19 protein-coding genes and 1 tRNA gene are annotated in these 23398 nt (G+C 37.3%); 2 read left to right on the top strand and 18 right to left on the bottom strand.

Features of this window, described 5'->3' with window-relative positions:
• Positions 1–390: 390 nt before the first annotated feature.
• From rfaH to H5180_RS21115, 16 genes are all read right to left on the bottom strand, one after another.
• On the bottom strand, positions 391–879 hold the full coding sequence (gene rfaH, locus H5180_RS21190; protein ID WP_145236600.1) for a transcription/translation regulatory transformer protein RfaH: 489 nt from the start codon (positions 877–879) through the stop codon (positions 391–393).
• Positions 880–1278: 399 nt separating this feature from the next.
• Entirely contained in the window at positions 1279–2013 is a 735-nt protein-coding gene (locus H5180_RS21185; RefSeq protein WP_182759034.1) for a WecB/TagA/CpsF family glycosyltransferase, read from the bottom strand.
• 90 nt (positions 2014–2103) lie between these two features.
• Positions 2104–3246, bottom strand: a complete 1143-nt coding sequence (locus H5180_RS21180; protein WP_182759033.1) for a hypothetical protein — start codon at positions 3244–3246, stop codon at positions 2104–2106.
• Positions 3243–4307, bottom strand: a complete 1065-nt coding sequence (locus H5180_RS21175; RefSeq protein WP_182759032.1) for a glycosyltransferase — start codon at positions 4305–4307, stop codon at positions 3243–3245. The genes H5180_RS21180 and H5180_RS21175 overlap by 4 nt, the downstream gene beginning before the upstream one ends.
• Positions 4294–5214 carry a Wzz/FepE/Etk N-terminal domain-containing protein gene (locus H5180_RS21170; RefSeq protein ID WP_182759031.1) on the bottom strand — a complete coding sequence of 307 codons (921 nt, stop codon included), beginning with the start codon at positions 5212–5214 and terminating at the stop codon, positions 4294–4296. Before H5180_RS21170 ends, H5180_RS21175 begins: the two co-directional genes overlap by 14 nt.
• A gap of 38 nt (positions 5215–5252) precedes the next feature.
• A complete protein-coding gene (locus H5180_RS21165) occupies positions 5253–6374 on the bottom strand; it encodes a glycosyltransferase family 4 protein (protein ID WP_182759030.1) in 1122 nt (373 codons plus the stop codon).
• 37 nt (positions 6375–6411) lie between these two features.
• Positions 6412–7824: an oligosaccharide flippase family protein gene (locus H5180_RS21160; protein ID WP_182759029.1), complete on the bottom strand. Its 1413-nt coding sequence runs from the start codon at positions 7822–7824 to the stop codon at positions 6412–6414.
• The gene (locus tag H5180_RS21155; RefSeq protein ID WP_182759028.1) at positions 7817–9004 is read right to left on the bottom strand and encodes a glycosyltransferase; all 1188 of its coding nucleotides are present in this window, start codon (positions 9002–9004) and stop codon (positions 7817–7819) included. The genes H5180_RS21160 and H5180_RS21155 overlap by 8 nt, the downstream gene beginning before the upstream one ends.
• Positions 9005–9031: 27 nt before the next feature.
• The gene (locus H5180_RS21150) at positions 9032–10096 is read right to left on the bottom strand and encodes a DegT/DnrJ/EryC1/StrS aminotransferase family protein (protein ID WP_182759027.1); all 1065 of its coding nucleotides are present in this window, start codon (positions 10094–10096) and stop codon (positions 9032–9034) included.
• A gap of 17 nt (positions 10097–10113) precedes the next feature.
• Complete coding sequence (locus H5180_RS21145; RefSeq protein ID WP_182759026.1) at positions 10114–10689, bottom strand: acyltransferase; 576 nt, start codon at positions 10687–10689, stop codon at positions 10114–10116.
• A 2-nt stretch (positions 10690–10691) separates the two neighbouring features.
• The gene (locus tag H5180_RS21140; RefSeq protein ID WP_182759025.1) at positions 10692–11648 is read right to left on the bottom strand and encodes a Gfo/Idh/MocA family protein; all 957 of its coding nucleotides are present in this window, start codon (positions 11646–11648) and stop codon (positions 10692–10694) included.
• Between the two features lie 14 nt (positions 11649–11662).
• Positions 11663–12961: a Vi polysaccharide biosynthesis UDP-N-acetylglucosamine C-6 dehydrogenase TviB gene (gene tviB / locus H5180_RS21135; protein ID WP_182759024.1), complete on the bottom strand. Its 1299-nt coding sequence runs from the start codon at positions 12959–12961 to the stop codon at positions 11663–11665.
• Entirely contained in the window at positions 12961–14019 is a 1059-nt protein-coding gene (gene wecA, locus H5180_RS21130) for a UDP-N-acetylglucosamine--undecaprenyl-phosphate N-acetylglucosaminephosphotransferase (RefSeq protein ID WP_182759023.1), read from the bottom strand. The genes tviB and wecA overlap by 1 nt, the downstream gene beginning before the upstream one ends.
• A gap of 79 nt (positions 14020–14098) precedes the next feature.
• A complete protein-coding gene (locus H5180_RS21125; protein WP_182759022.1) occupies positions 14099–16774 on the bottom strand; it encodes an SLBB domain-containing protein in 2676 nt (891 codons plus the stop codon).
• A 121-nt stretch (positions 16775–16895) separates the two neighbouring features.
• Positions 16896–17672, bottom strand: coding sequence for a YdiY family protein (locus H5180_RS21120; RefSeq protein ID WP_145236566.1), 777 nt, complete (start codon positions 17670–17672; stop codon positions 16896–16898).
• Between the two features lie 32 nt (positions 17673–17704).
• A complete protein-coding gene (locus H5180_RS21115) occupies positions 17705–18523 on the bottom strand; it encodes a mechanosensitive ion channel family protein (RefSeq protein ID WP_145236563.1) in 819 nt (272 codons plus the stop codon).
• Between the two features lie 282 nt (positions 18524–18805).
• Between H5180_RS21115 and H5180_RS21110 the strand changes: the two genes are divergently transcribed.
• Positions 18806–18881 (top strand) — tRNA-His (locus tag H5180_RS21110).
• A gap of 850 nt (positions 18882–19731) precedes the next feature.
• Here the strand turns inward: H5180_RS21110 and H5180_RS21105 are convergent.
• The gene (locus H5180_RS21105; protein ID WP_182759021.1) at positions 19732–20211 is read right to left on the bottom strand and encodes a DUF721 domain-containing protein; all 480 of its coding nucleotides are present in this window, start codon (positions 20209–20211) and stop codon (positions 19732–19734) included.
• A gap of 971 nt (positions 20212–21182) precedes the next feature.
• On the opposite strand from H5180_RS21105, the gene H5180_RS21100 reads away from it, so the two are divergent.
• Positions 21183–22562: an MBL fold metallo-hydrolase RNA specificity domain-containing protein gene (locus tag H5180_RS21100; protein ID WP_182759020.1), complete on the top strand. Its 1380-nt coding sequence runs from the start codon at positions 21183–21185 to the stop codon at positions 22560–22562.
• 98 nt (positions 22563–22660) lie between these two features.
• Here the strand turns inward: H5180_RS21100 and H5180_RS21095 are convergent, their stop codons facing one another.
• Positions 22661–23008: a four helix bundle protein gene (locus H5180_RS21095; RefSeq protein ID WP_182732652.1), complete on the bottom strand. Its 348-nt coding sequence runs from the start codon at positions 23006–23008 to the stop codon at positions 22661–22663.
• Between the last annotated feature and the right edge of the window lie 390 nt (positions 23009–23398).

Raw genomic sequence — 23398 nt, 5'->3', positions numbered from 1 at the left:
CGACATAACCCCGCTAACAAGACCATTTTACACAAAGAGAAGGCAATGAGGGTAAATGAGAAAACATATCTATTTATATCTTACTCTTTAGCGCAGCGCTCTCTTGTCCTCTTTGTGAATAAATCACTAAAAATCTTTTACTTGTCTAGTCCTTCGGACACGCTTCCGCCCCTAGGTTACAGTTCCTACGTTCTGATTTATTTCTAATTTTAGGTTTTAGACGCGGGGTAACCCCGCTGCTACAAAATATTTACCTGCGCGGCATAAAACCCCGCCTACTCTTAACCCTAACACTGTGCTTGGCTTAATCTCTACCTAAAACCTAACACCTAGTACCTAGTACCTAGTACCTTTGTTTTCCTAGTGCCTTTAACCTTTAACTTAAAACTTTTAACCTACTTTTCTTACGTCGCAGTTATCTACGCTCATTTCTATTTGTTTATTGAGTAGGTTGACTAACAATATACTGCGCATATCGCCGTCGGGCTCTTTAAATATTGCTTGTACGTCTTTAAACGAGCCATTATTTAGACACACTAAATCACCGGGTTCCGGTAAGCTATTATTATCTTGCGTTAGCTCGAAATTTTTTAATTCTTTGATTAGTTGATCAGGTACTAATTGATACGATGCACCATACGACACAAAACCACTTATACCACGGGTGTTTTTTACCGCAGCAAAGTTACCGGTTTGAGGATTTAAGCGAACAAATAAATAATTAGGAAACACAGCAGATTGCTTAAAAGTACGACGACCTTTAATTAGCTGTTGTTTTTGTAGCTGAGGAAAAAAAGCTTCAATCCCTTGGTTTTGTAAATTAACTTGGGCACGAGCTTCTTGCCTTGATTTACAAAATAATAAGTACCAACTATCCATATCAATCCCTAAAATACTGACTTTTTGCCTGAGACCTTGTTGTCATTATTTCAGACGGTGGGGATTTTATACCCAAACCACCTCAAGTTGCAAGTTTCAGTTGGAATTAAAAGCGATTTAGGCAAGGCATTGATTGCAAGTAATAGTGGTTCTATTATTAAAATCAATAACGCAGTATAAATCGCTTTTAAACCAACCCGTTGGGCGTTTCACAGGCACATACCTCATCGTTGTTACTTCTTAAAAGGGACTGCCATTCTTGCAAAGTAACGCCTTGATATTAAGCACCTGTGAAACGCTGAATTCTGCATCTTGAGGTGGCTTGGGTATACGTGCTTAATTAGGGTAGTGTCTATAAAAAACCCCATTAAAACTTTTCATGTTTAATGGGGTTCATTGCTATTTAAAGTGGGACAGACAGTATTTAACTATAAATCTCGGGTAATCATGAATTAAGCGCTCACGAACATGTTTATGCATAATTGCTCTTTGTAACCAGCGTAAGCCTAATTTTTTTACTAAAGGATGATAATAATCTCCCTTAGTTGCGGTTTGCTCTAAAAATCCACCACAAGTGTAAAACTCTCTTGCGGATTTAACTCTTTCAACACATTGTAATAGAAAATTTTCTTGAAGAGGGGTTCCCATACCGACAATAATTATATCAGGTGTAGAATTTTCTAGCTCTGTAAAGCAATATTGTTTCTCACCTTCAGAGTGAAAATAACCATTCCTACAATAGGAAATAACTAAATTAGGAAAAAGAGCAAGTAACTTAGTAGGTAAAACATCTGCATGCTCTGGTTTCCCACCAATAAATGCAACTTTTAGCTGTTGTTCTTGGGCTCTTAGCAAAGTATCTTTAGCTATAGAAGATAAATCAAAACTAACTCTATCTATTTTATTTTCGCAAAATAAGTTGTGTAGTTTTGTATGTAAAGAACCATCAGAAAATATCAAATTGAACTGCTTTATTAGTTCTGGTTTTTCTAATAAAAGTGAATAAGAGAAAGGATTTACGAAAGTCGCTATTATTTTTCCTCGTTCAGCCGTAATGTATATTTCTTCAAGCTTTTTTTTCCATACATTTTTAGAAACTATTTTTTTGTCTAAATCGTTTTCGACATATTTCATTTAGATACCCAACTCTTATGTCTAAGTGTATTTAAGATTAACAAGGTTACAACCAATATAACAAAGGGCTCCACCCCACTAAAAGTGAAATTAACTTTGTGTTTCAATCTCGCTAAAAGGTTTCATTAAGGCAATAATAATTAAAGAGAAAAATATTATTGAACTACTGAATGCCGACACTGAAAGTCCATTAACTGAAATTAATGCTAAAATAAAAATTGAGCCTCTAGTATCAAGACCTTTTTGTTTTAAAATCGACACAAGTAATAAGAATGTTACAATAATTGCTACCAATCCATGTTCCATGAAAATTCTTAACCAAAAAAGGTGCAATATCAAAGGATAACAAACACCATCACTTACTTTAGAAAATAAGCTCTGATAGTAACTCAATTGCAAGCATGATGAGGATGATAACGGCGTTAAAGGGGAGTTACCAACAAGATACTCTTTTACCCCCCAATCGGATATGTTATCAAAAAAAACCATTAAAAATATATACCTATCTACTTCTTCTAGTCCTCCGGCTGTCATTCGTGACATTATTACCATCAAGGTTAAGGCGCCAATGATGAATAGCGCCAAAAGTTTCAATAGTTGAGTAATACTTATTTTATAAAAAGGCCTAAACTGGTATAGATACAACAATAACAAACAAATAATTGCAGATCTTGAACCAGACAATAAAATAACAGATGAAAATAAAATAAACTTCCAGCTATTTGACTTGCCTAAATAAACATAAACTAAATAAAGCACTGACAGAAAGCACATTTCAAAGTTATTTTCGGTATAAAGTGGCGGCCGGCTGTCACCCATTAAGTGAGCAACAGTATACTTTACAAAGAAGAAAGCCAATAAAGCTGAAAAGCCAAAAGAAAAATACTCTTTTGTTATAATTTCCCTTTTAAAAATGCTGCACAACACAAGAAAATAAAGAGTAAATTTAAGAGATAGAAACAAATCCCTAAGGTGTGCGGCACTAAAATAATAATAAACATAAAAAATATGGTAGAGAATATAGGATAGTAGTAAAACAATAAGTACTGAAAACAAACGAGTTGTTTTAAACAATAATACGCTAGAAAATATTAGTAAATCAAAGACAAGAGTGAAATATAACTCAACCCCCATCACATAGAATGATAATGAAAGTAGGAAGCATATTAAAAAAACCATTGAAGTTAATAATTTATAGCTTTCACCTAACCAAAGTGGCTTTGTTAACTTCATGACAACCTTAAGAGCATTTCTTTGACTTTAACTTCCATAGATAACCTTTCTAATGCAAACGTTCTCACTTTTTCTTTGCTTACGATAGTATCTAGGGTTATTCCTTGAAGGGCATCAATTATCGGCTCTATGGTTTCATCACAAGGTACCTTTAACCTAAATTCTATTTCATCTGAAAAATCTATATCTTCCCCAGCTCCTAATATCATTAAGCCTCTCGCAGCATACTCTCTAGTCTTAAGATCCGCGGCTTCATATAGCCCTTTTCTATGCAGCCCTAAGCTAGAAACACCAATATGTGCTTTACTGAATTCTTTATTTAAACCGTTGTGATCTAACATTCCAGTAAACCTAATGTTTGACAATTTAAGCTCTAATACTAACTTTTTTAAAGCCTCAAGCTCTTCACCATCTCCTACAATAGTCAAGTTAAACATATTTGGTTTTATTTTTTCTAACTCGTGCATAGCTCTTATTAATCGATCGTAGCCATGCCAATACGCTATAAGTGCAACTGAAATAATCTCTATAGGCTGTTTGCCATCCCACTTAGATTCAGATAAGGGCATATTTTCAACTATTATACCATTACCCATTTTCTTTGTTTTAGATAATAAACCAAACGAGAACCATGTAGATTCTGTTGAATACTGAATCACTCTATTTGCAGGCCAAAGTACCCATGATCCCGATAGGATTAATACTACGAATTTGAAAATATTAAGGATACTCTTTTTTTTTGCATGAAGAGTTTCTTTCGCCACCACAGTTCTTGGTGTAGGGACATCCACAACTACTTTTTTTCCGCTCATTCTTAAGTAACATATTACAAAGAAAAGCAATGGCGCAAAAATCAGCGAGTACCTAATTATAATAAAGTCAGCCTTACTTTTACTGGCTGCCACTAACATTTTAAGCCCGCCTTTTACTGATAAAGGGAAAAAGTAACTATTAGCATCATAACCAGACTTGTTAAATGCCTCTACAGTGTTAACTAACTTATTTGCTACTCCTGGGCTGTTCATAAAGTCAATTAAAGAAAAGTAATCAACTCTCTTCATTGCTCTTTCCTTTGAAGAAAAACTCTTTGAGAAGTGCTATTAATGTACCAATGACTCCACCTACAAAAGCAAACATTATTAATATAATAAGCCTTTTGGGTCCTGCCTTATCTGATGGTAAAAATGCAGGGTCAAGGACTGTGAATACATACTCAGAATTAACTGAGGCAAGCATTTTATCTTTTTCTTCTAATAACAACATATCGTAAAATGCTGATTTCATGCTGGCATTCTCTGTACGTTGGATTGCATCAGCTAGATACTCTATTTTTTTATTTGACGTGTTTATTGCTTTAAGTCTAGACTCTTCGTTAATAAAATTGACTAAACTTTCAAGTGTATCTCTAGCTATATATGGAGAATAGTGAGTAACTGAAATAGACATAAAGCCAGACTCTTTATCTTGTTTATACACCAAATTATTATTTATAAAGCGTTCAGTAAGTTCCTTGTAAGTTGGCTTACTTGATTTTAAAGCACTCTCTTTTCTTAACCATTTACCATCTTTATAAACTTCAGAGTTATAAACTAGACTGTTACTAGTTTGATCCCATTCTTTGACCGCGAAAAAATCAGCCTCTAATTTATTTTCCTCAAAGAATTTACCTATGAAATTTCTACTTTCCAATAATTTAATGGCTATTGAAAGCTTATCAGCACCAGATCTAGGCATTGATATACCAGCTAAACTAGTTAACTTCCCTAAACCACTTCCGACACTATCTTCACTTTTTTCAGATACCAAGACCACGCTAGAGGTATAATAATTAGGTAGATTCAGTACGTGATAAAGGCCAATCGCAACTGCGATAGCAGTTGCAAAAAAAATGTACCACTTTTGTTTTAAAAGCGTATTAATAAACTTGGAGATATCCACGTCGCTATTATTATCAGTATGTGTATTCATTTATATTACCAAAGGTTTTTATGGGTTATTTTCATTATCTAGACTAACTCTTTATAAGCTTTCAAAAGTTCGACCTCTTGAGACTCCCAACAATAACTTTTTCTAACTTTTTTCAAATTACTTTTTAAAGATTCGTAATCAAATTCTTCTATTTTACTAAATGCATCATAAAACCCATTCACTGTATTTTCATCAGATACAACACCCACAGAGTGTTCTTCGACGAACTTCTTCATTTCAACTAAATTAGACACTAAGACTGGTAAACCTGCCATGGTATATTCGAACATCTTATTAGGGAGACAATACCTGTAACTCAAGCATGAGTCTTCAATGAATGAAACGCCAAAATCAGCGGAAGAAGTATAATTCAAAACTACTTCTGGCTTAACCGCTGGTTGAAAAAAGATGTTTTGGCTATTATCCGCTTCAAGTTTTACTATTTTTTCTAGCTCACCATACCCCATGATAACCAAAACTTTTGTACTATCATTTAACTTTTTGAAAGCTTCCAGTAAGATTTCAATACCACGTCCCTTGTTCAGAGCACCTTGATATAAAAAAATCTTTTGTTCAGCATGAATCGCAAAATTATCTCTAAATAAATTATTTTTTGAAACGTCGATATAGGCAGGACAGTTTAAAACAAGGTGCGGCTTTTCAATATTATAGAGCCTTACATACTCTTCAGCTATAGAGTCACTTACAGTGATAACCTTATCTGCAAAGCCTATTAAAAGCTTTTCCATAACCTTGATAATTTTTTTCTCTATCCCTTGTACACCATTCATCTCAGTTTCATATTCATGAGCATCATAAATTAATTTAACTTTTGAGCTAGCAAGCTTCCTCATCACTCCAATAGGCAAAGAGTTAAGGTCATTACAATGGATGTGATCATAACCCTTAGTTCTGCTAAAAGTACGAAATATGAATTCAATATATTTTACCACTTGAATGATACGTCTCTTCGACCACTTGCGTGAACTAAGTTTAACTCTCTGTGTAGTAAAAAACTCTTCTTCTGAAAACTCTGCTAGACCTTCGTTGTGCATAGCAAATACGGTTACATGTGCCCCTGACTTACCCAGCGTTTTGGATATTTTTAAAACCCTACTGTCATTAGTAAAATCATTTAAAACAATATTAGCTACTTTCACTACATAACATCCATTAGTTAATTTTTCTATAAACGGTTTAAATCGCTCTATTTTTCAACACAAATCTAGCTGCTTCTGTAATACTTTCTTTAAAAACTACAAAACCAATAATTATACAAGCCCACCAGATAGAACTAGGTAATTCAGCTCCAAAAAAAGCATTAGATGCTGTTAATATAAGCAAAAAAAACAATACTAAATAAACTTTACCATAGCCTCTTTTTCTCCATACTTTGTTAGAAAATTCTGTACGCAGAATAAAAAACACCAAAAATGATAGCGCCGTAGATATAGCCGCACCTGCAGCCCCTAGATTGGGAATTAAAAAATAGTTCCCCATAGCATTAATTATTAATGCAAAAATAGAGGCATACATTGAGAGTTTTGTCTTCTTAACGATTTGAATCCCCACACCTGTTACCTCTGAAAGCGTGTAAAGTAAAGGCGCTAATATACAAATACTTAGTAAATACTGAACAGCCGCATAACTTTTTCCGTCCAATAAGTACATTAATATCCAGGCGAAACAGCCTGAAAAAACAACCAAAAAATATACTGCAGCAAGCAGGTGCTCAAGAACATTATCTATTTTAGTAAAGTCGACTCTATTTTCACTTTGCCACTTATATACGAGAGGTGCCCACACAATGTTAAAAATACTGCCCACGAGCGCTGCACCTCCGGCAATACTAAGAGTTACGGAATAAACTCCTAAATCAGTGAAACCAGCCAACCAGCGCAAGAAAAATACATCTATGACCTTCATCCCCCAAAATGCTAGGCCAGCAAACACAAGTGGAAAGCCAAAATAAGACAACGAAATAAGCTCTTCTTTATTAATTTTTTCATTAAGTGCACCTTTTAACTCAAATCGGGTATTCCATGTGTAAATAAGCAGCACAGAAATAATTGACAGCATGTGAGCTGAAAGTAACACCTTAAAATCCAGGAGCTCTAAAAAGAAATAAGACAAAAATATAAAAAAAATGAAGAACAGTTTAGGTAGTACTTGGCTCATAGAGTATGCAAAAGATCGCTCTTGCATTCGCAATATTAGTGACAAGAACCTAGATAAAAAAGCTGACAAAAAGCAAATTATAGTCAGCAAAGATAAAGCGCTATCTTCAATAGAATAGACCCAGTTAGCTATTACATTACCATCAAAAGAATAGACAGCCAGTAAGCTCAAAAACATTAATAGTAGCCCAGGTAAAGTAACAGACTTAAACAAGCGAAACTTATTATCTGATTCGTGATATTCCCTTACATAAGCCTGGTCCAAGCCCAAACAAAATAGTAGTACCATTAAGCTGCTAACAACATGTAGTAGACTAACTCTCCCGACATCCTCAACAGAGTAGAACTTTGTTACTATGGGTAAGCTAATAAAACCCAATAGCGCAGAGCCTAATGGGCCAAGTGCATAACCAAGTAGCTTATTCTTACCCATTGTTAATCAAAATATCAGTATACCGATTAATAATTTTACTCGTGACCGCACTCTCACTGAATTTCTCATAACAATAATTCCGTATCGAGTCACTATTGTAACTGTCTAGTTTTTGGTAAACCTCTTCCATCGCTTGCGACATTAATATTGGATTATTTACAGCAACTAAACGTCCTACAGCATCAGATATTATTGACTCTGGTCCGCCACACTTTGTTGCTACTACAGGCTTACCTGAAGCAAGTGCCTCTATAACAACCACCCCAAAGGTTTCATATTCGCTTGGTAGTACAAATATGTCAGAGCGTAGCATTTCATCTTTGACTTGCTCTCTTGAAAGTTTACCTAAGAATGTCACTAAGTGCTGTAATTTTAACTCCTTGACTAGAGCACACAAATTTGACATTTCTGGGCCATCACCACCAATTTTAAGTTGAACATCTGAGCATTTTTTTTGGAGTTCAAAAAAAGCACGGATCAGGATATCAACTTTTTTCTTATCCAATAATGCGCAAACTGTTAGAAATGTAGTTTTATCATTATGATGGTAGTTTATGTTTTTTTCAGCTTTATTAAAGAATTCTTCATTCACAATATTTGGAATATATTCCCACTTATTTGTAAAATAAATACTATCCAATAATGTCTTAAATTCCTCACTAACAGCAATTATTGCTTTGGCTGAATTAATAATAGTCTTACTTCTTTGTATTTGTTTACTCGTAATTAAATTACGCGCAAAAGCGGAACTATGCTCAGTTAATACAAATGGCAATTTATATTTTTCACTTAAAAATTCAGCTAAAAATCCTGCTTTAAATATCGAATGGGCATGTATAATATCTGGCATACCATATTTAGCCACATATTGATTAAATAGATATTCCCCTCTTTTAACCCAACCAGTTGTGATCAACTTATCTAGTTTTGGTATTAAATTAGTATAAAAGTAACGGAAAGTAGGAAGGCCGCCATCAATTTCAACATCAAGCATAGGCCTGGTATATCCCTTAGCTAAAGAGCTAAAACCATTCATTTCCAGAGTAATTACACCAACTTTTAAATTTTGCCGCTGAAGAGCCTTGGCTTGCTCTCGAAAAAAGCTCCCTCTAGCATCATTTGCATCTTTTGGATACCAGGATGGAATCACTAATACGTGCAGTTTTTTTTCGATAGTCATAGCTTTTCAACACTCAAGTTAGATAGTCTATAAATAGCCGTGCATTGGCAAGCTAAACACAGATTTTGCCAACTTTTCAGCAATTGGAAAGTCGCCAGCTTGATACCCCAATTCCCTAAATGCGGTTTGCTCGTGCATACAGGTACCATAATATATCATGGTAGGTATACCTTGCTCTTTATAAGCCGCCATATCTGCATCACGATTTGCAGATACAAGCGTGTATTGCGCCCATGAGCTGACATAGCCTTCTGGTACTTGTGGTGTTTGATATGTATCTGACAATGCCTTCTCGTAGTTATCTGCAGCTTTGTTACGGTTAATCAACTCTGTTGGGAACGCTGCTAGCTTTTCAAGTAATATCGCTGCTTGAATGGTGTCTAGGCGGCTATTCATACCTATGCGTACGTTATCGTACTTGTCTTTTCCCTTACCATGTACACGGTATGATTTTAATAGCTCTGCATACTCATCATTATTTGTAAAAACAGCACCACCATCACCGTAACAACCCAGCGGCTTTGCTGGGAAAAAGCTGGTTGTGGCGATATCACCAAAACCACCAGCACGCTTACCATCAATACTACCGCCAAACCCTTGTGCGGCATCTTCTATTAGTTTTAGGTTGTATTTATCAGCAATTTTTTGAATTTCAAGGTAGTTCGCTGGCAAGCCAAACAAGTCAACCGCTATAATCGCTTTTGGGGTTAATTTACCTTCTGCCATTGTTGCTTGAATGCGTTTTTCTAAGTCTATTGGACAAATGTTGAATGTGGCTTCATCTGAATCCACAAATACTGGTGTTGCACCTTCGTAAGCAATGACCTCAGCTGTGGCAAAAAACGTAAATGTTGGGCAAAAAACAGCATCGCCCGCTTTAATATCAAGCACCATCATAGCAAGTGTTAACGCATCGGTGCCGTTAGCGCATGTGATTGCATGTTTAACACCCACGTAGCTTGCAAGCTCTTCTTCAAGCTCTTGCACTTCTGGCCCCATAATATACTTGCCGTGGTCTAACACTGTTTTAATTCGCGCGTCTATTTTTGTTTTTAAGTATTGGTATTGCGCAGCTAAATCTATAAATTGCATTTTGATAACTTCTAAAATTATTTAATTGAGACCAAATCATTTTCTAATTGATATTGCTCGCCGGTGTGTTCACAAGTTGCGCTTGCATAACCTGTAAGGGGCAAATCCAACTGCTCACCATACTTGCTTATCCAACCGATTTGTTTGGCAGGCACGCCCACCATCAATGCAAATGCGGGGACATTTTTATTAATCACGGCACCCGCCCCCACTAATGAATACTCACCAATTGTTACACCACATACAATGGTGCAATTAGCGCCCAGTGTCGCGCCTTTTTTTACCAAGGTATCACGATATTCTGTTTTTCGCTCAATGAACGAACGCGGGTTATACACGTTAGTAAATACCATGCTTGGCCCGCAAAACACATCGTCTTCAATATGAACGTTATCGTAAACCGATACGTTATTTTGTATTTTGACGTTATTACCAATCGTGACTTTATTACCTATAAATACATTTTGCCCTAATGAGCATTTATCACCAATTTGGGCGCCACTACACACATGCACAAAATGCCAAACACGTGTGTCACTGCCTATTTTTGCGCCAGCATCAACAATAGCGCTTTCATGCACATGGTAGTTCATGATTATAATACCTTTGAAAGTAATGGATGCGCTTTGCTGCCTGCCTCTGCAACTGGCATTTCACGGATTTTTTCAACCGTTTCAATCGCGACACGGTTTTCATCAATACCAAAGCCGTTACCCGCTAAGATATTTTGATAACTCTGTGTATGTAAATCAGTGAAGCCACCTGAAAACTCGAGCTCTTCAGTATTATTACCGTCATTAATAGTAATACTACGGTAGGTCAGTTTTTCACCCTTAACCGCATTTTCAGGTAAATTATTCGAATCAATAGATAAGAACCATTTAACGCGTGCACGTTCATACTCAAGGTAGCCGCTAGATGTTTTTTCATCTCTAAAATGAACCTCATTATGTTTCAGGTCACCAAAAATAAAATGCAGCATATCGTAAAAGTGCACACCGATATTAGTCGCTACACCGCCCGATTTATGGTCGAAACCTTTCCATGATTTCATGTACCATTTACCGCGCGAGGTCATATAGGTTAGGTCAACATCAAAGACTTTATCCGCAGGGGCTGCAGCCACTTTTTCTTTTAAGGCAATAATTGACGGATGCAGTCTTAATTGCAGTATGGAGTTTACGTTTGCGCCATATTTTTCTTCATACTCTTTTAGAATATCCATATCTTCAGAGTGCAGTACCAATGGTTTTTCGCAAATTACGTCAATACCATTTTTAAGTGCATATTTCATGTGCGGTGCATGCAAGTAGTTAGGACTACAAATAGCGATATAATCAAGCTTTTGGCCTTTCATATCACAGTCTTCAACAAAGGCGGTAAAGTCTTCAAATTCGGTAAAAAACTCAGCATCAGGAAAGTGACTGTCCATAATACCCACTGAATCATTGATATCCATAGCGACAAGTAGGTTGTGACCTGTTTCTTTAATTGCTTTTAAGTGGCGTGGAGCAATGTAACCGGAGGCACCAATAAGGGCGAAATTTTTCATCTTAAAATCCTTTCTTATAATCTAATGTCTGAGTCTTTAGGGCCAAATACATGTTTTACATCGTATAGTACGTGCTTGTCCTTACCTAGTTTACGGATAACTTCTACGCCCATTTTTTTAAATTCACTGTGGTCAACCGCTAACACGATGCCATCGTAGTGATTTTCTTTTAATGAGCTAATTAGAGACAGACCGTATTCATGCTCAACTTCTGCAGGGTTCGCCCAGCCGTCATAAACGTCAACACTCATATTAAAATCATTAAGCTCATTTACAATATCTATAATTTTTGTATTACGTACATCGGGGCAATCGCCTTTGAAGGTAAAACCTAATACCAACACTTTCGCTTCATCGATGTGAATCTTTTGGCTTGAAAGTTTTTTTACTAATTGAGTTGCAACATACTCGCCCATACCATCATTAATACGACGGCCCGCTAAAATGACTTCGGGACGGTACCCTACCTCTTGCGCTTTATGAGTTAAGTAATAAGGGTCAACACTAATACAATGCCCCCCCACTAGACCGGGTTTAAACCTTAAGAAGTTCCACTTTGTACCCGCAGCATTTAATACTTCTTCTGTATCAATGCCAAGGCGGTTAAATATCTTTGCAAATTCATTAATAATTGCGATATTTAAGTCACGTTGCGTATTCTCAATTACCTTCGCAGCTTCTGCCACTTTTATAGAGCCAGCTAAATGCGTGCCTGCAGTGATAATTGAGCCATATAAATTATTAACAAAATCGCCAACTTCAGGAGTAGAGCCCGAAGTAATTTTCATTATCTTTGTTAGTGTATTTACTTTATCACCTGGATTAATACGCTCTGGTGAGTATCCTGCAAAAAAGTCTTGATTGAATACGAGCCCTGATACCTTTTCAATTATCGGTAAACACACTTCTTCGGTTGCACCGGGATACACTGTAGATTCATAGATGACCACATCACCTTGTTTAACAAATTCACCTAACAATTCTGATGCCTTACGTAATGGCGTTAAATCTGGCGCATTACTCTCATCAATAGGTGTCGGTACTGTTACTATATAAACATTACATTCTGCTAAATCTTGCTTGTTGCAAGAGAAGGTTAGATTTTTTACGTCAGCAAGTTCGTTATCACTTACTTCTAATGTAGCATCATGACCTGCTTCTAATTCATCAACACGCTTTTGGTTAATGTCAAAGCCTAAAACCGGATATTTCTTACCGAACTCAACTGCTAATGGAAGGCCTACGTAACCTAAGCCAATTACTGCTATTTTCATTTCATTGGTAACGAAGACATTTGATATTTCATTGCGCATTAACTTTCAACTCTGCTTTTAAACTTATTAATAAAACGACTAAACTTCCATGCATACATAATTACTGATGTATAAGCGATAAAAGTTATTACAAAAATGAAGAGCATTAAACTTTCAGGCGTATTATTAACTTCTAATAACAAACCGATTAACGCAAATAGTAATGATCCAGACCAAAGTAGGTAAAGGGTTTGTTGAGATGTAAACCCTGATTTTATAAAAATGTGATGTATATGCTCACGATCAGCCTTAAATGGCGACCTTCCTTTTTTAATTCTACGGAACATTAAAGCAATCATATCTATCAATGGCAAACCTATAATATATAAACCGACAATCGGCCTATAAGATGTATCTGTGTTTTGTTGTTCAACATTTTGTATAAACAGCCAAAGCAAAGCAAAACCTATAAGCATTGAGCCTGCATCACCCATAAACACTTTTATTTTAGTGCAAGGAAAGATCCCCAAATTAGCGAACAAAAAAGGAATTAAACAACATATAAATAACGCACAAGCTTGAAATAAATAAGCATTATCATAATAAAACCCAAGGAATGCTAGACTACCAAATGCTGTGATCGAAATACTTCCTAGCAGCCCATCAATCCCATCAATCATATTGAACGCATTAATAGCACCTACAATTAGGAAGAAACTAAAGATAATACCAGCGTCACCCAAATGCACATCACCCAACGTGAAAAGGTTTCCCAAGTTTTCGATGTAAAATCCTAGCCCATAAATCAGAAACGATGAAATAATAAACTGACCTATCAACCTAGAACGTACCGACAAATCATATTTATCATCTAGCACACCAATATAAACCATTAACGAAGAAGCAATTATAAATAGGTACAATTCATTAGAAGGTGGTGCGAAAAACAACATAGAAATTGAGTAACTAATAAAAATACTAAGCCCCCCTATTAGAGGGATATTTCCTACATGTTTTTTTCTTTCACATGGGCGATCAACTAACCCTAACCAATTTACAAGTCGGTACAAGATCGCAATAAGTACAAAAGAAATAACAATCGCAAATAAATATTTCATTTAAAAAAACCTAATTGATCTTTTAACGGCACCATTTACTGTATTTGAAACAATAAATGAAAATAAAAAATACAGCACCTTAAATACTACTAATAGCAGCAACTGCTACACCTAGCTGATAAATGATCTGTGTTGCTGTACTCCATAGAGTCAAGTTATCCATATAACCAGAATTTAATGGAACAACGATTGTGTCACCAGCTTCTAGCATTTGTGAATCATTGACAGCAAACCAACTTCCTGAATTTGGAATTTTTACTGAACCATTGGCTTTAATAATGTATATACGCCCATCATCAGCGCGCTCTTTTAAACCACCACTAAGGGCGATGTAATCATTATATGAAATACCCGGTTTAAATAAGTGAGATGTGGCATAGTTTACTTCGCCTATTACACTGATAGAGTCACGCTTACTTGGAACATATAAAGTATCGCCGTCTTGCAGAACCAGCTTTTGTTTATCTTCAACGATTAAAGGAAGATCAATAACGAGTCGCCCTACCGCTTCTATATCTGCTAAGTCGATAAGTAACTTGTTCATCTCATCGTACGATAACGTTCTGGCGCCTTTCTCAAAGCTTTTTTGCGCAAGATCACGACGTAACTCTTCTGATAACTTAGTTAATTGCTGCTGCTCTTGTTTACGAATCGACTCGCGTGTGAAAATCGCAGCCTTTTCTTCAGCAAACTCTGAGAACCCACCTGCGCGCTCTAGTAGGTTAGTCAATGTTTCACCACGACGAATTGTATAAATTCCAGGGAATTTAACTTCACCTTTTAACTCAACTTTTACATTTTCTTGCCAGTTAGGGATTGAGAATACATTTAAACTATCTTTACTTCGCAGTTTTCGGTTATCACCAAGTTCCCCTAGCATAGCTTTATGTAAATTAAACTTTATGTGCTCGACTTTAGAAGCATCACCAGCTAATAACCGGGTAATTTCAGCTTGCTCTGTATAAGCAGATTCAAGTAACCCACCTGCGGCTATAATTAGTTCGTTAACTTCAGCGCCTACTGTTAATGGATATACACCTGGGTAAGCAACGTGACCATTTATTTCAATTAACTGCATGGCTTGAGTTACTGAAGCTTGCTGTTTTAATTTAGCTTTGATTGGTTTTAATATGTTGTAGCGACTAAAGATTGAATAATCTTCAGGCGCAAGCTCAGCAGCCTCTTCAGCCGCTTTTCTTTGCTTGGCCAATTGAGCAATAGTTAAATTGGCGCCGTCATCAGGCTTTTTGAAAGGATCTTCACTTTGAATAACCCCTATGTATTTTTCGAATTCTTTCTTTTGATACTTATGCCACTGCTCAACTTTGATTTGTTGTTGCTGTTGTTTTTCGGTCAGTGCCATATTTGTTAGCGCTAACTCTTCAGCTTCTTTTGCTTCAAAGCGGCTAAAAACTAATAACTTGTCATTTGCTTGCAACTCTAAATCGTGTTCAGCTGCTTTTACAATCGCTTGCGCAATATCAAATTGATACACCTCAATATCGCCTGCAATATTGATTTCACGCACTAACAAAGCATAACTAAGGTCAGCTTGTGGTAACAAATCACCACGAACAGACGTAAATACATCAGAAATACGCTTACCTTGATGCCATTGATAACTTCCTGGGCGAGCTACTGCACCAATAACGGTAATTGAGTTTTGAATCTGTAAACTTACCGGATTAAAACGGATTCTGTCGCCATCTTGCGGAATATAGTTGATATCGTTAACACTAAAATCGACTGATAAAATTTCTTTTGCATTGTAATTATTAAAGCGCTCGATAATTGCTTTTTGTGCATACGCTTCTGGCTTTAAGCCACCGGCCATTTTCAATATATCTTGGGCAGTTTCATTATTTTTTATTTCAAAGATTGCAGGACGTTTAACCAGCCCTTCAACAGCAACTTGGGCCCCTACGGGTGGAACAAAAACCACATCGCCTGATTTTAAAGTGATATCGTTTCTACTATCACCTTTAATCAGTAATTCATACAGATCAAAGTTTGCAATGACTTTACCAGCACGTTTTACTTGAATATTACGTAAGGATGCAATGTCTGATACACCACCACTAATAAAAAGTGCATGCGATACTGTGGTCAACGACGATACGCTATAACTACCCGGCTTATATGCTTCACCTAACACTAAAATACGCATACTGCGCAATTGACCTAAAGATACAAACGCTTTTACGCCTATAATTTCTTGTTCAACTTTAGCTTTAATAAGTTCTTTTATTTCACCAAATGTAAGCCCAGCAACGGTGACAGGGCTTAAGTTAGGTATATTAATTCTTCCTTCACGATCCACTACAACTTCGTAGCTTTCACTTTCTTTACCATAAAAGTTAATTTTTAGTTGATCACCGCGGCCAATTAAATATGTTTCTGGTACAGCCGCATTTTCACTTGGCATGAAGGTCGTAGGCTCACCAGAGAATAACTCGTAACCAAAAGGCTTGATTTCATCTCTTTGTGGATCAAAGCGTTCTTCGTCTGTTAAAACTGGCTCTTCTTGTTCTTGACGCGGATAAACAGTTTGTTGTTCTTCTGCTGCTGCGCTAGGTGATGATTGATTACCAGTGATACTCGTTAGATCAACACCATATTGCATAGCAAGTGCTTCTTGCTGCGCTTTCGGTAGCTTTTTAAATTGTTCAATTTGCGATGCAGTAGGAGTGAAAGCAAATGCAGATGCAGTCGTTAGCAGTAAAAAAAATATTAAAAATCGTTTAAAAAGCATCACAAGTAGGTTTTTCCTAGAACAACGGCCAAAAGATTGGCTATTCTACATTATTTACAAACAAATAAAAAAGGGACTTACGTCCCTTTATTACAGTTAAATGTCACTAAACGAGGCTTAATTGTTAAAAACTGTAAACCAATGTCAGCGACGTTTCTGTGTCTGTGCTTTCTTTGTCGTCAGCAACAACTGAGTTGTTAGTAATGTTATAAGCAACCTTCATTTGTAATGAACCGTTGATTTTAGCTAAAAGCGCTGTTTCTGAGCGTGTTTTAGTGTTGGTATCACCGTATTCGACTGAAACTAACTGAGTAAGCTTTGCGTTATCAGAAATTTGCCAATTATAATCAAGCTTACCTAGAGCGATAACCTCACCTTCACGCTCACCCGCTAAAGAGTTACCATTTTCATCAACTTCGGTACTCGTATCAGGATATTGAAAGTACTTATAACCAGGACCAATTTCAGCATTTAACCACATGTCAGAGCGGTCTAATAAACGTTGACCATAACCCGCTGAAATAACCGACTCACTACGATAAGCACCAAAGTAATCAGAAACGTGTGAACCATAAACATATAAATGCGCATGCTCTTCATTTAACTTATAGTTACCTTGTACTGATAACGAGTATTTTTCGTTAGTACGTTGCGTTTCTTTTATACCAGCATCATTCTCAACGTCGTCTTCTTTATAAAGACCGTTAATTTTATACTCGTTGTTCCAGCTTTCTAAGTTATGTAACGCCTTGATGCCGCCTTTAAGGGTGGTTGTTTCTGTATTACCGCTGGTAATAATTGCACCTAGCTCACTGGTAACTTCCCATGTTTTAGTATCTTCAGCGAATGCGTTAGTTGCAGCAGATGCTGCAACTAAAATTGATAAAAGCTTTAATTTCATTAAAAAATAACCTTTGCTACTTGTTTGGTTGATTAATCTTGCTTGTGAAGGTGAACATCCATTTGCGGAAATGGAATAGTGATATCCGCATCATCTAATGCGATTTTAATGTTCTCAATTAAAGACCAATAAGTTGGCCAGTAATCGCCTGAGTTAACCCAAGGACGCACAATGAAGTTTACGCTTGAATCTGCAAGCTCTGACACTGATACGTTATAAGCTGGATCTTTAAGAATGCGTGACTCTTGATCTAGGACTGATTTAAGTACTTCTTTTGCTTTGCGTAAGTCTGCATCGTAACCAACACCAATAACTAGATCGATACGGCGAGTTGATTCGCGCGAGTAATTAATAATTGAGTCAGACATAATTTTAGAGTTTGGCATGATGATAACTTTGTTATCTGGTGTGCGTAGTTCAGTAGAGAAAATTTCGATTTTTTTCACTGTACCAGCTTTACCGCCAGCTTCGACATAATCACCCGATTTGAAAGGACGAAGTAATATAATAAGTACGCCAGATGCGAAGTTAGATAGTGAACCTTGAAGTGCTAAGCCAACTGCTAAGCCTGCAGCACCTAAAATAGCGATAAATGAAGTGGTTTCTATGCCTATTTGTGACAATGCCATTAAGATTGTTGCCATAAATACGATGGCATAAACAATGCTAGATACGAACGAACCTACAGCTTTATCTACTTTCTTTTTGTCGAATGCTTTTTCAGTTAGGTTAGAGCAAAATTTTGCAACACGACCACCCAGTAAAAAGATCACCAATGCAATTACAGCTTGAATGCCATAATGCAAAATCAAACCTGAGTTTTCGTTTATCCAGTTAAGTATTGTATCCATTATCACTCCTGATATTCAGTATTAAGCAGTTTGCTGGTTAAATTATATCTGATTTCAATTTATTATTTAATTAATTAATCTATTTATCTTTAAAAGAACATCTTTAGGGTTAATTTTTATTTTACCCAACCAGATAAAAAACGATTTAAACATTCATTCTCTGACTACTTTACGAACAAAAATATTCAATTTTAAATTTTTTTCACTTTTTTTGCTCTTAACCCTTCACAAGATTTATTATTTTATGTATTATCCGCGCCACACCAAACAAGGTGTGTTGTGGCGGTTGTAGCTCAGTTGGTAGAGCCCCGGATTGTGATTCCGGTTGTCGCGGGTTCAAGCCCCGTCAATCGCCCCATCTTTTCCCTTCTTAATTTCAATATCAAATACGTTCTTAAAATTCCATCCTATTGATTAATTCATATTAAGCACAAGCCAAAAATAATGGCTGAAGCCTGTTCCTACAAGAAATATACACACATGCATTATCCCGTAGGTGAGCGCTTTAGCGCCGATTAGCTGTTGTATATAACCTAAGCCTAAACACAATCACACCTGAAGCCTGTTCCTACAAGCAACATACAATATATACACATGACCTCGTAGGAGAGCGCTTTAGCGCCGATCAGCTGTTGCATATAACCTAAGCTTAAACACAATCACACCTGAAGCCTGTTCCTACAAGCAACATACAATATATACACATGACCTCGTAGGAGAGCGCTTTAGCGCCGATTAGCTTTTACATATAACCTAAGCCTAAACACAATCACGGCTGAAGCCTATTCCTACAAGCAACATACAATACACATGCATTACTCGTAGGAGAGTGCTTTAGCGCCGATTAGCTGTTGCGTATAACCTAAGCTTAAACACAATCACGGCTGAAGCCTGTTCCTACAAGAAATATACACACATGCACCATCCCGTAGGAGAGCGCTTTAGCGCCGATTAGCGTACCCTCGCTAACTTTACTCTCGCCAGCTCGCAGCTGCTTTCTTGCAGACAAAAAAATGCCACCTTTCGGTGGCATTACACACGGGATTATTTCTACATTATAGAAATTCTTTTCAAAAATAAGGTTCTAGGTTCTAGGTTCTAGGTTCTAGGTTCTAGGTTCTAGGTTCTAGGTTCTTCAATACAGTTGCAAACTAAATATACATGGTAAACTTTTCCTAGCGCCTATTTCTTCCTAGCACCTAAAACCTTTATTTTTTAGCATGCCTCGCTAGTCGCTCTAGCTTTTCTTTTAGTGACGGTGGTGCACTTTGTGCAATCGCATTAAGGTAATCAGCGGTTTGTTCACTCATCGCTAATTTATTCGCGGGAGTGGCGTTAGCTGTTTTTAACGCATTATTTGGACTTAATCGTTGGCTGGCTTGTGGATTAGCGGTAATTTTAATTTGCCCAAGTTCTGCCATACCGGCACTACGAAAGTGTGACAGCATATCCATTTTTAAGTAGTTTAAACGCAGTGCTATAGGTGCAGATACCGCCTCAATCATCAGCGTACCATCGCGATAATTACTAACGCGACATTTTCCACCTAAATTAGCGCCCAAAAATTCACTTAACAAAGTTTGTTGTTTATCTAATGCTTGGCTTTTACCTGCATACGACGACAATCGACCACTCAGGCCAGCCATAATATCGTTTAAAGGTTTTGGCGCGAATCTATCTTTAGCCATGCAAAACACCAAAAGTTACATTGAAGAAACTGAGTTTAATTGAATGCAAAGGTTAAAGCTACCTCGAGAAATGAAAGATACGGGGTAATAGGTGCTAGGTATTAGGTATTAGGTATTAGGTTAAAGGCAGAGATTAGCTACACCTGAAATCTAATGACTGATGGTTCAATACAACCGCGCGGCATAAAGCCGCGCCTACGCTTTAAAACATAGGAGCTAGGTTTTAGGCTCTAGGTGCTAGTCACTTCCCTAGCACCTTTGCCTTCCTAGCACCTTTAACCTTTTAGCGGTGGCAAGCCACTCGCCGATAAGTGATTTAACACCGAGATGAACCTTAACACCGTAGGCGTTGAGCTTGCTGACGCGTGTTCGTTAACACATTTATGAATAAATCAATTAAACAATTTTTACCACCGAGAGCACCGAGGCGCTTCGCGCTACACCGAGAAAGTAAAGTTAAGCCTAGCACCTTTAAACTCTTTCGCGGCTAAAGCCGGCCCCTACGATAAATTTACACCCTGTAGGAAATGGCTTTAGCCATGATTTTTTTAAACCCGCGGCATAAAGCCCCGCCTACTCTTAACCCTAACACTGTGCTTGGTTTAATCTCTACCTAAAACCTAACACCTAGTACCTTTGTCTTCCTAGCACCTAGTCACTTCCCTAGCACCTTTATCTTCCTAGCACCTTTAACCTTTTAGCGATGGCAAGCCACTCGCCTACAAGTGATTTAACATCGAGGCAAACCTTAACACCCGTAGACGTTGAGCTTGCTGACGCACAAACACCGAGCCACATTTAAAACATAGGAACTAGGTTTTAGGCTATAGGTCCTAGTCACTTCCCTAAAACCTAATACCTTTGTCTTCCTAGCACCTATTCACTTCCCTAATACCTCCAACCTTTTAATTTGACATTTTTTATCCTAACCTTGTTTCTAATTTGTATAATTTAATCAACAAGGATCAACCATGAAAATTACCCATCATGGAGCGGTGAATGGGGTTACGGGGTCATGCCATCAGTTGGATTATGATCAACACTCATCGGTGTTAATTGACTGTGGGCTTTTTCAAGGGGAAGACGCAGGGCCAAGTTTAGCTATCGACTTTGATATCTCTACTGTCACAGCGCTGATTGTTACGCATTGTCATATTGACCACGTTGGCCGCATACCTTACTTATTTGCTGCTGGTTTCACTGGCCCTATTTTTACTTCGAAGGCATCGGCGAGTCTATTGCCATTAGTGATTGAAGATGCACTTAAAGTCGGGGTAACGCGAGATCAAAAAATTATTAACGCCTGTTTAAGCTTACTTGCCAAGCGTATTGTCGCTATCGAATTTAATAGCTGGTTTGACTTACCAACCACCAGCAACAAGCCCACCGCGAAAGCTCGCTTACAGCGTGCCGGGCATATTTTAGGCTCCGCCTATGTTGAAATAGATATAAAAACTAAAACTAGCAAGGGAAATTCCCATCGCGTAGTATTTTCTGGTGACCTAGGAGCGCCGCATACTCCGCTACTGCCTTCCCCCAAAGCGCCTTACAAAGCCGATACTTTAGTGATCGAGTCAACCTATGGTGATAAAAACCATCAAGGCCGAAAAGAACGCACGCAAACACTGAAAAAGGTGATTGAAAAAGCCGTTGCCGATAATGGCATTGTACTTGTGCCAGCGTTTAGCATTGGCCGTACGCAAGAGTTACTGTACGAACTGGAGCAAATAATTCACAACGCAGCTAAAAATTCGCCATGGCAAAGCATAGAGGTCATTGTGGACTCCCCTATGGCAGCTAACTTCACCACAGAATATCGAAAATTTAAAACCCTCTGGGACGATGAAGCAAAAAAACGCTTAGCCAAAGGCCGCCATCCATTAAACTTTGCGCAGTTGCATACTATCGACAGCCACCAAGAGCATATTGCCGTAATTAATTACCTAAGCAAACGCAAACAACCCGCAATTATTCTTGCCGCCAGTGGCATGTGCACCGGCGGGCGAATTGTGAATTACCTAGAGCGATTTTTACCTGATGAAACTACCGATGTGATTTTTGTTGGCTACCAAGGCCGTGGCACGCTCGGCCGAGATATTCAAACCTATGGACCAAGTAATGGTTATGTGCATATTAATGACCATAAAATCACCATTAACGCAGCAGTACACACAATCAGCGGCTACAGTGCTCATGCAGATCAAGCGGGGTTAATAAGATTTGTAGCCGGTATGCGTAAAAAACCCAGCCATATAAAAATAGTGCACGGTGATGATAACGCCAAAAATGCGCTAGCAGCAAAATACAAAGAAGTACTAGGAGATGAGGTGAATGTTGAGATTGGAAAATGAGGGGGGGGGTTAGGTTTTAGGTTTTAGGTTTTAGGTTTTATCAAAAATAACTATAAAATCAGTGTGGGTAATTAAAAAACTTAAACAATTTAAACGTCTCAGATTCGTTCTTTAATTTTAGAGATTAAGCTCGACAGCATTTTTGATAACTCAGATGTTTCACACAGCCAAAGTTGACCGATATTCGAATCAATATAGTTTATATCAATACCTATATAAATTTGTGTTCTAGCTTCAGCTAAAGAAGAACGAGCAATATCTAAAAAGCGCACTTTTTCTTTATCGCTATCTCGTGTCATTCCCTCAGCAATATTACTAGGTACAGACAATCCGGCACGTGTTAACTGATCTCGAAAACCAAAATCTTTTGTTATTGTTGAATTTTTATAGATATCTGCACTTAAACGAGCAGCTCGTTTCCACACTTCTAAGCTTTCAAAGTTCATCATGTCTATTATCCTTAACAGTAATTTATTTTGAGCTTAGTTTTTATTTAATAAAATACAACCTTAAATTTTTTGCTCTTAATATCTACCTAACACCCAATACCTAACATCTTTGACCTTTTAGCGGTGGCAAGCCATTCGCCTACACGTAATTAAACACCAGAATACAATTTAACACCGTAGGCGTTAAGCTTGCTGACGCGTGTTTATTAATATTTTTATAAAAAAATTAATTTAAACATTTCGCGGCTGAAGCCAGCTCCTACGATAAATTTACACCCTGTAGGAAATGGCTTTAGCCATGAGTTTTTAAACCCCGCCGACTCTTAACCCTAACACTGTGCTTGGTTTAATCTCTACCTAACACCTAACACCTAACACCTAACACCT

It is taken from the genome of Pseudoalteromonas sp. SR41-4 (assembly GCF_014163985.1).
In the GTDB taxonomy this organism is placed as follows: domain Bacteria; phylum Pseudomonadota; class Gammaproteobacteria; order Enterobacterales; family Alteromonadaceae; genus Pseudoalteromonas; species Pseudoalteromonas rhizosphaerae.
This window is presented reverse-complemented; position numbering and strand designations above follow the sequence as displayed.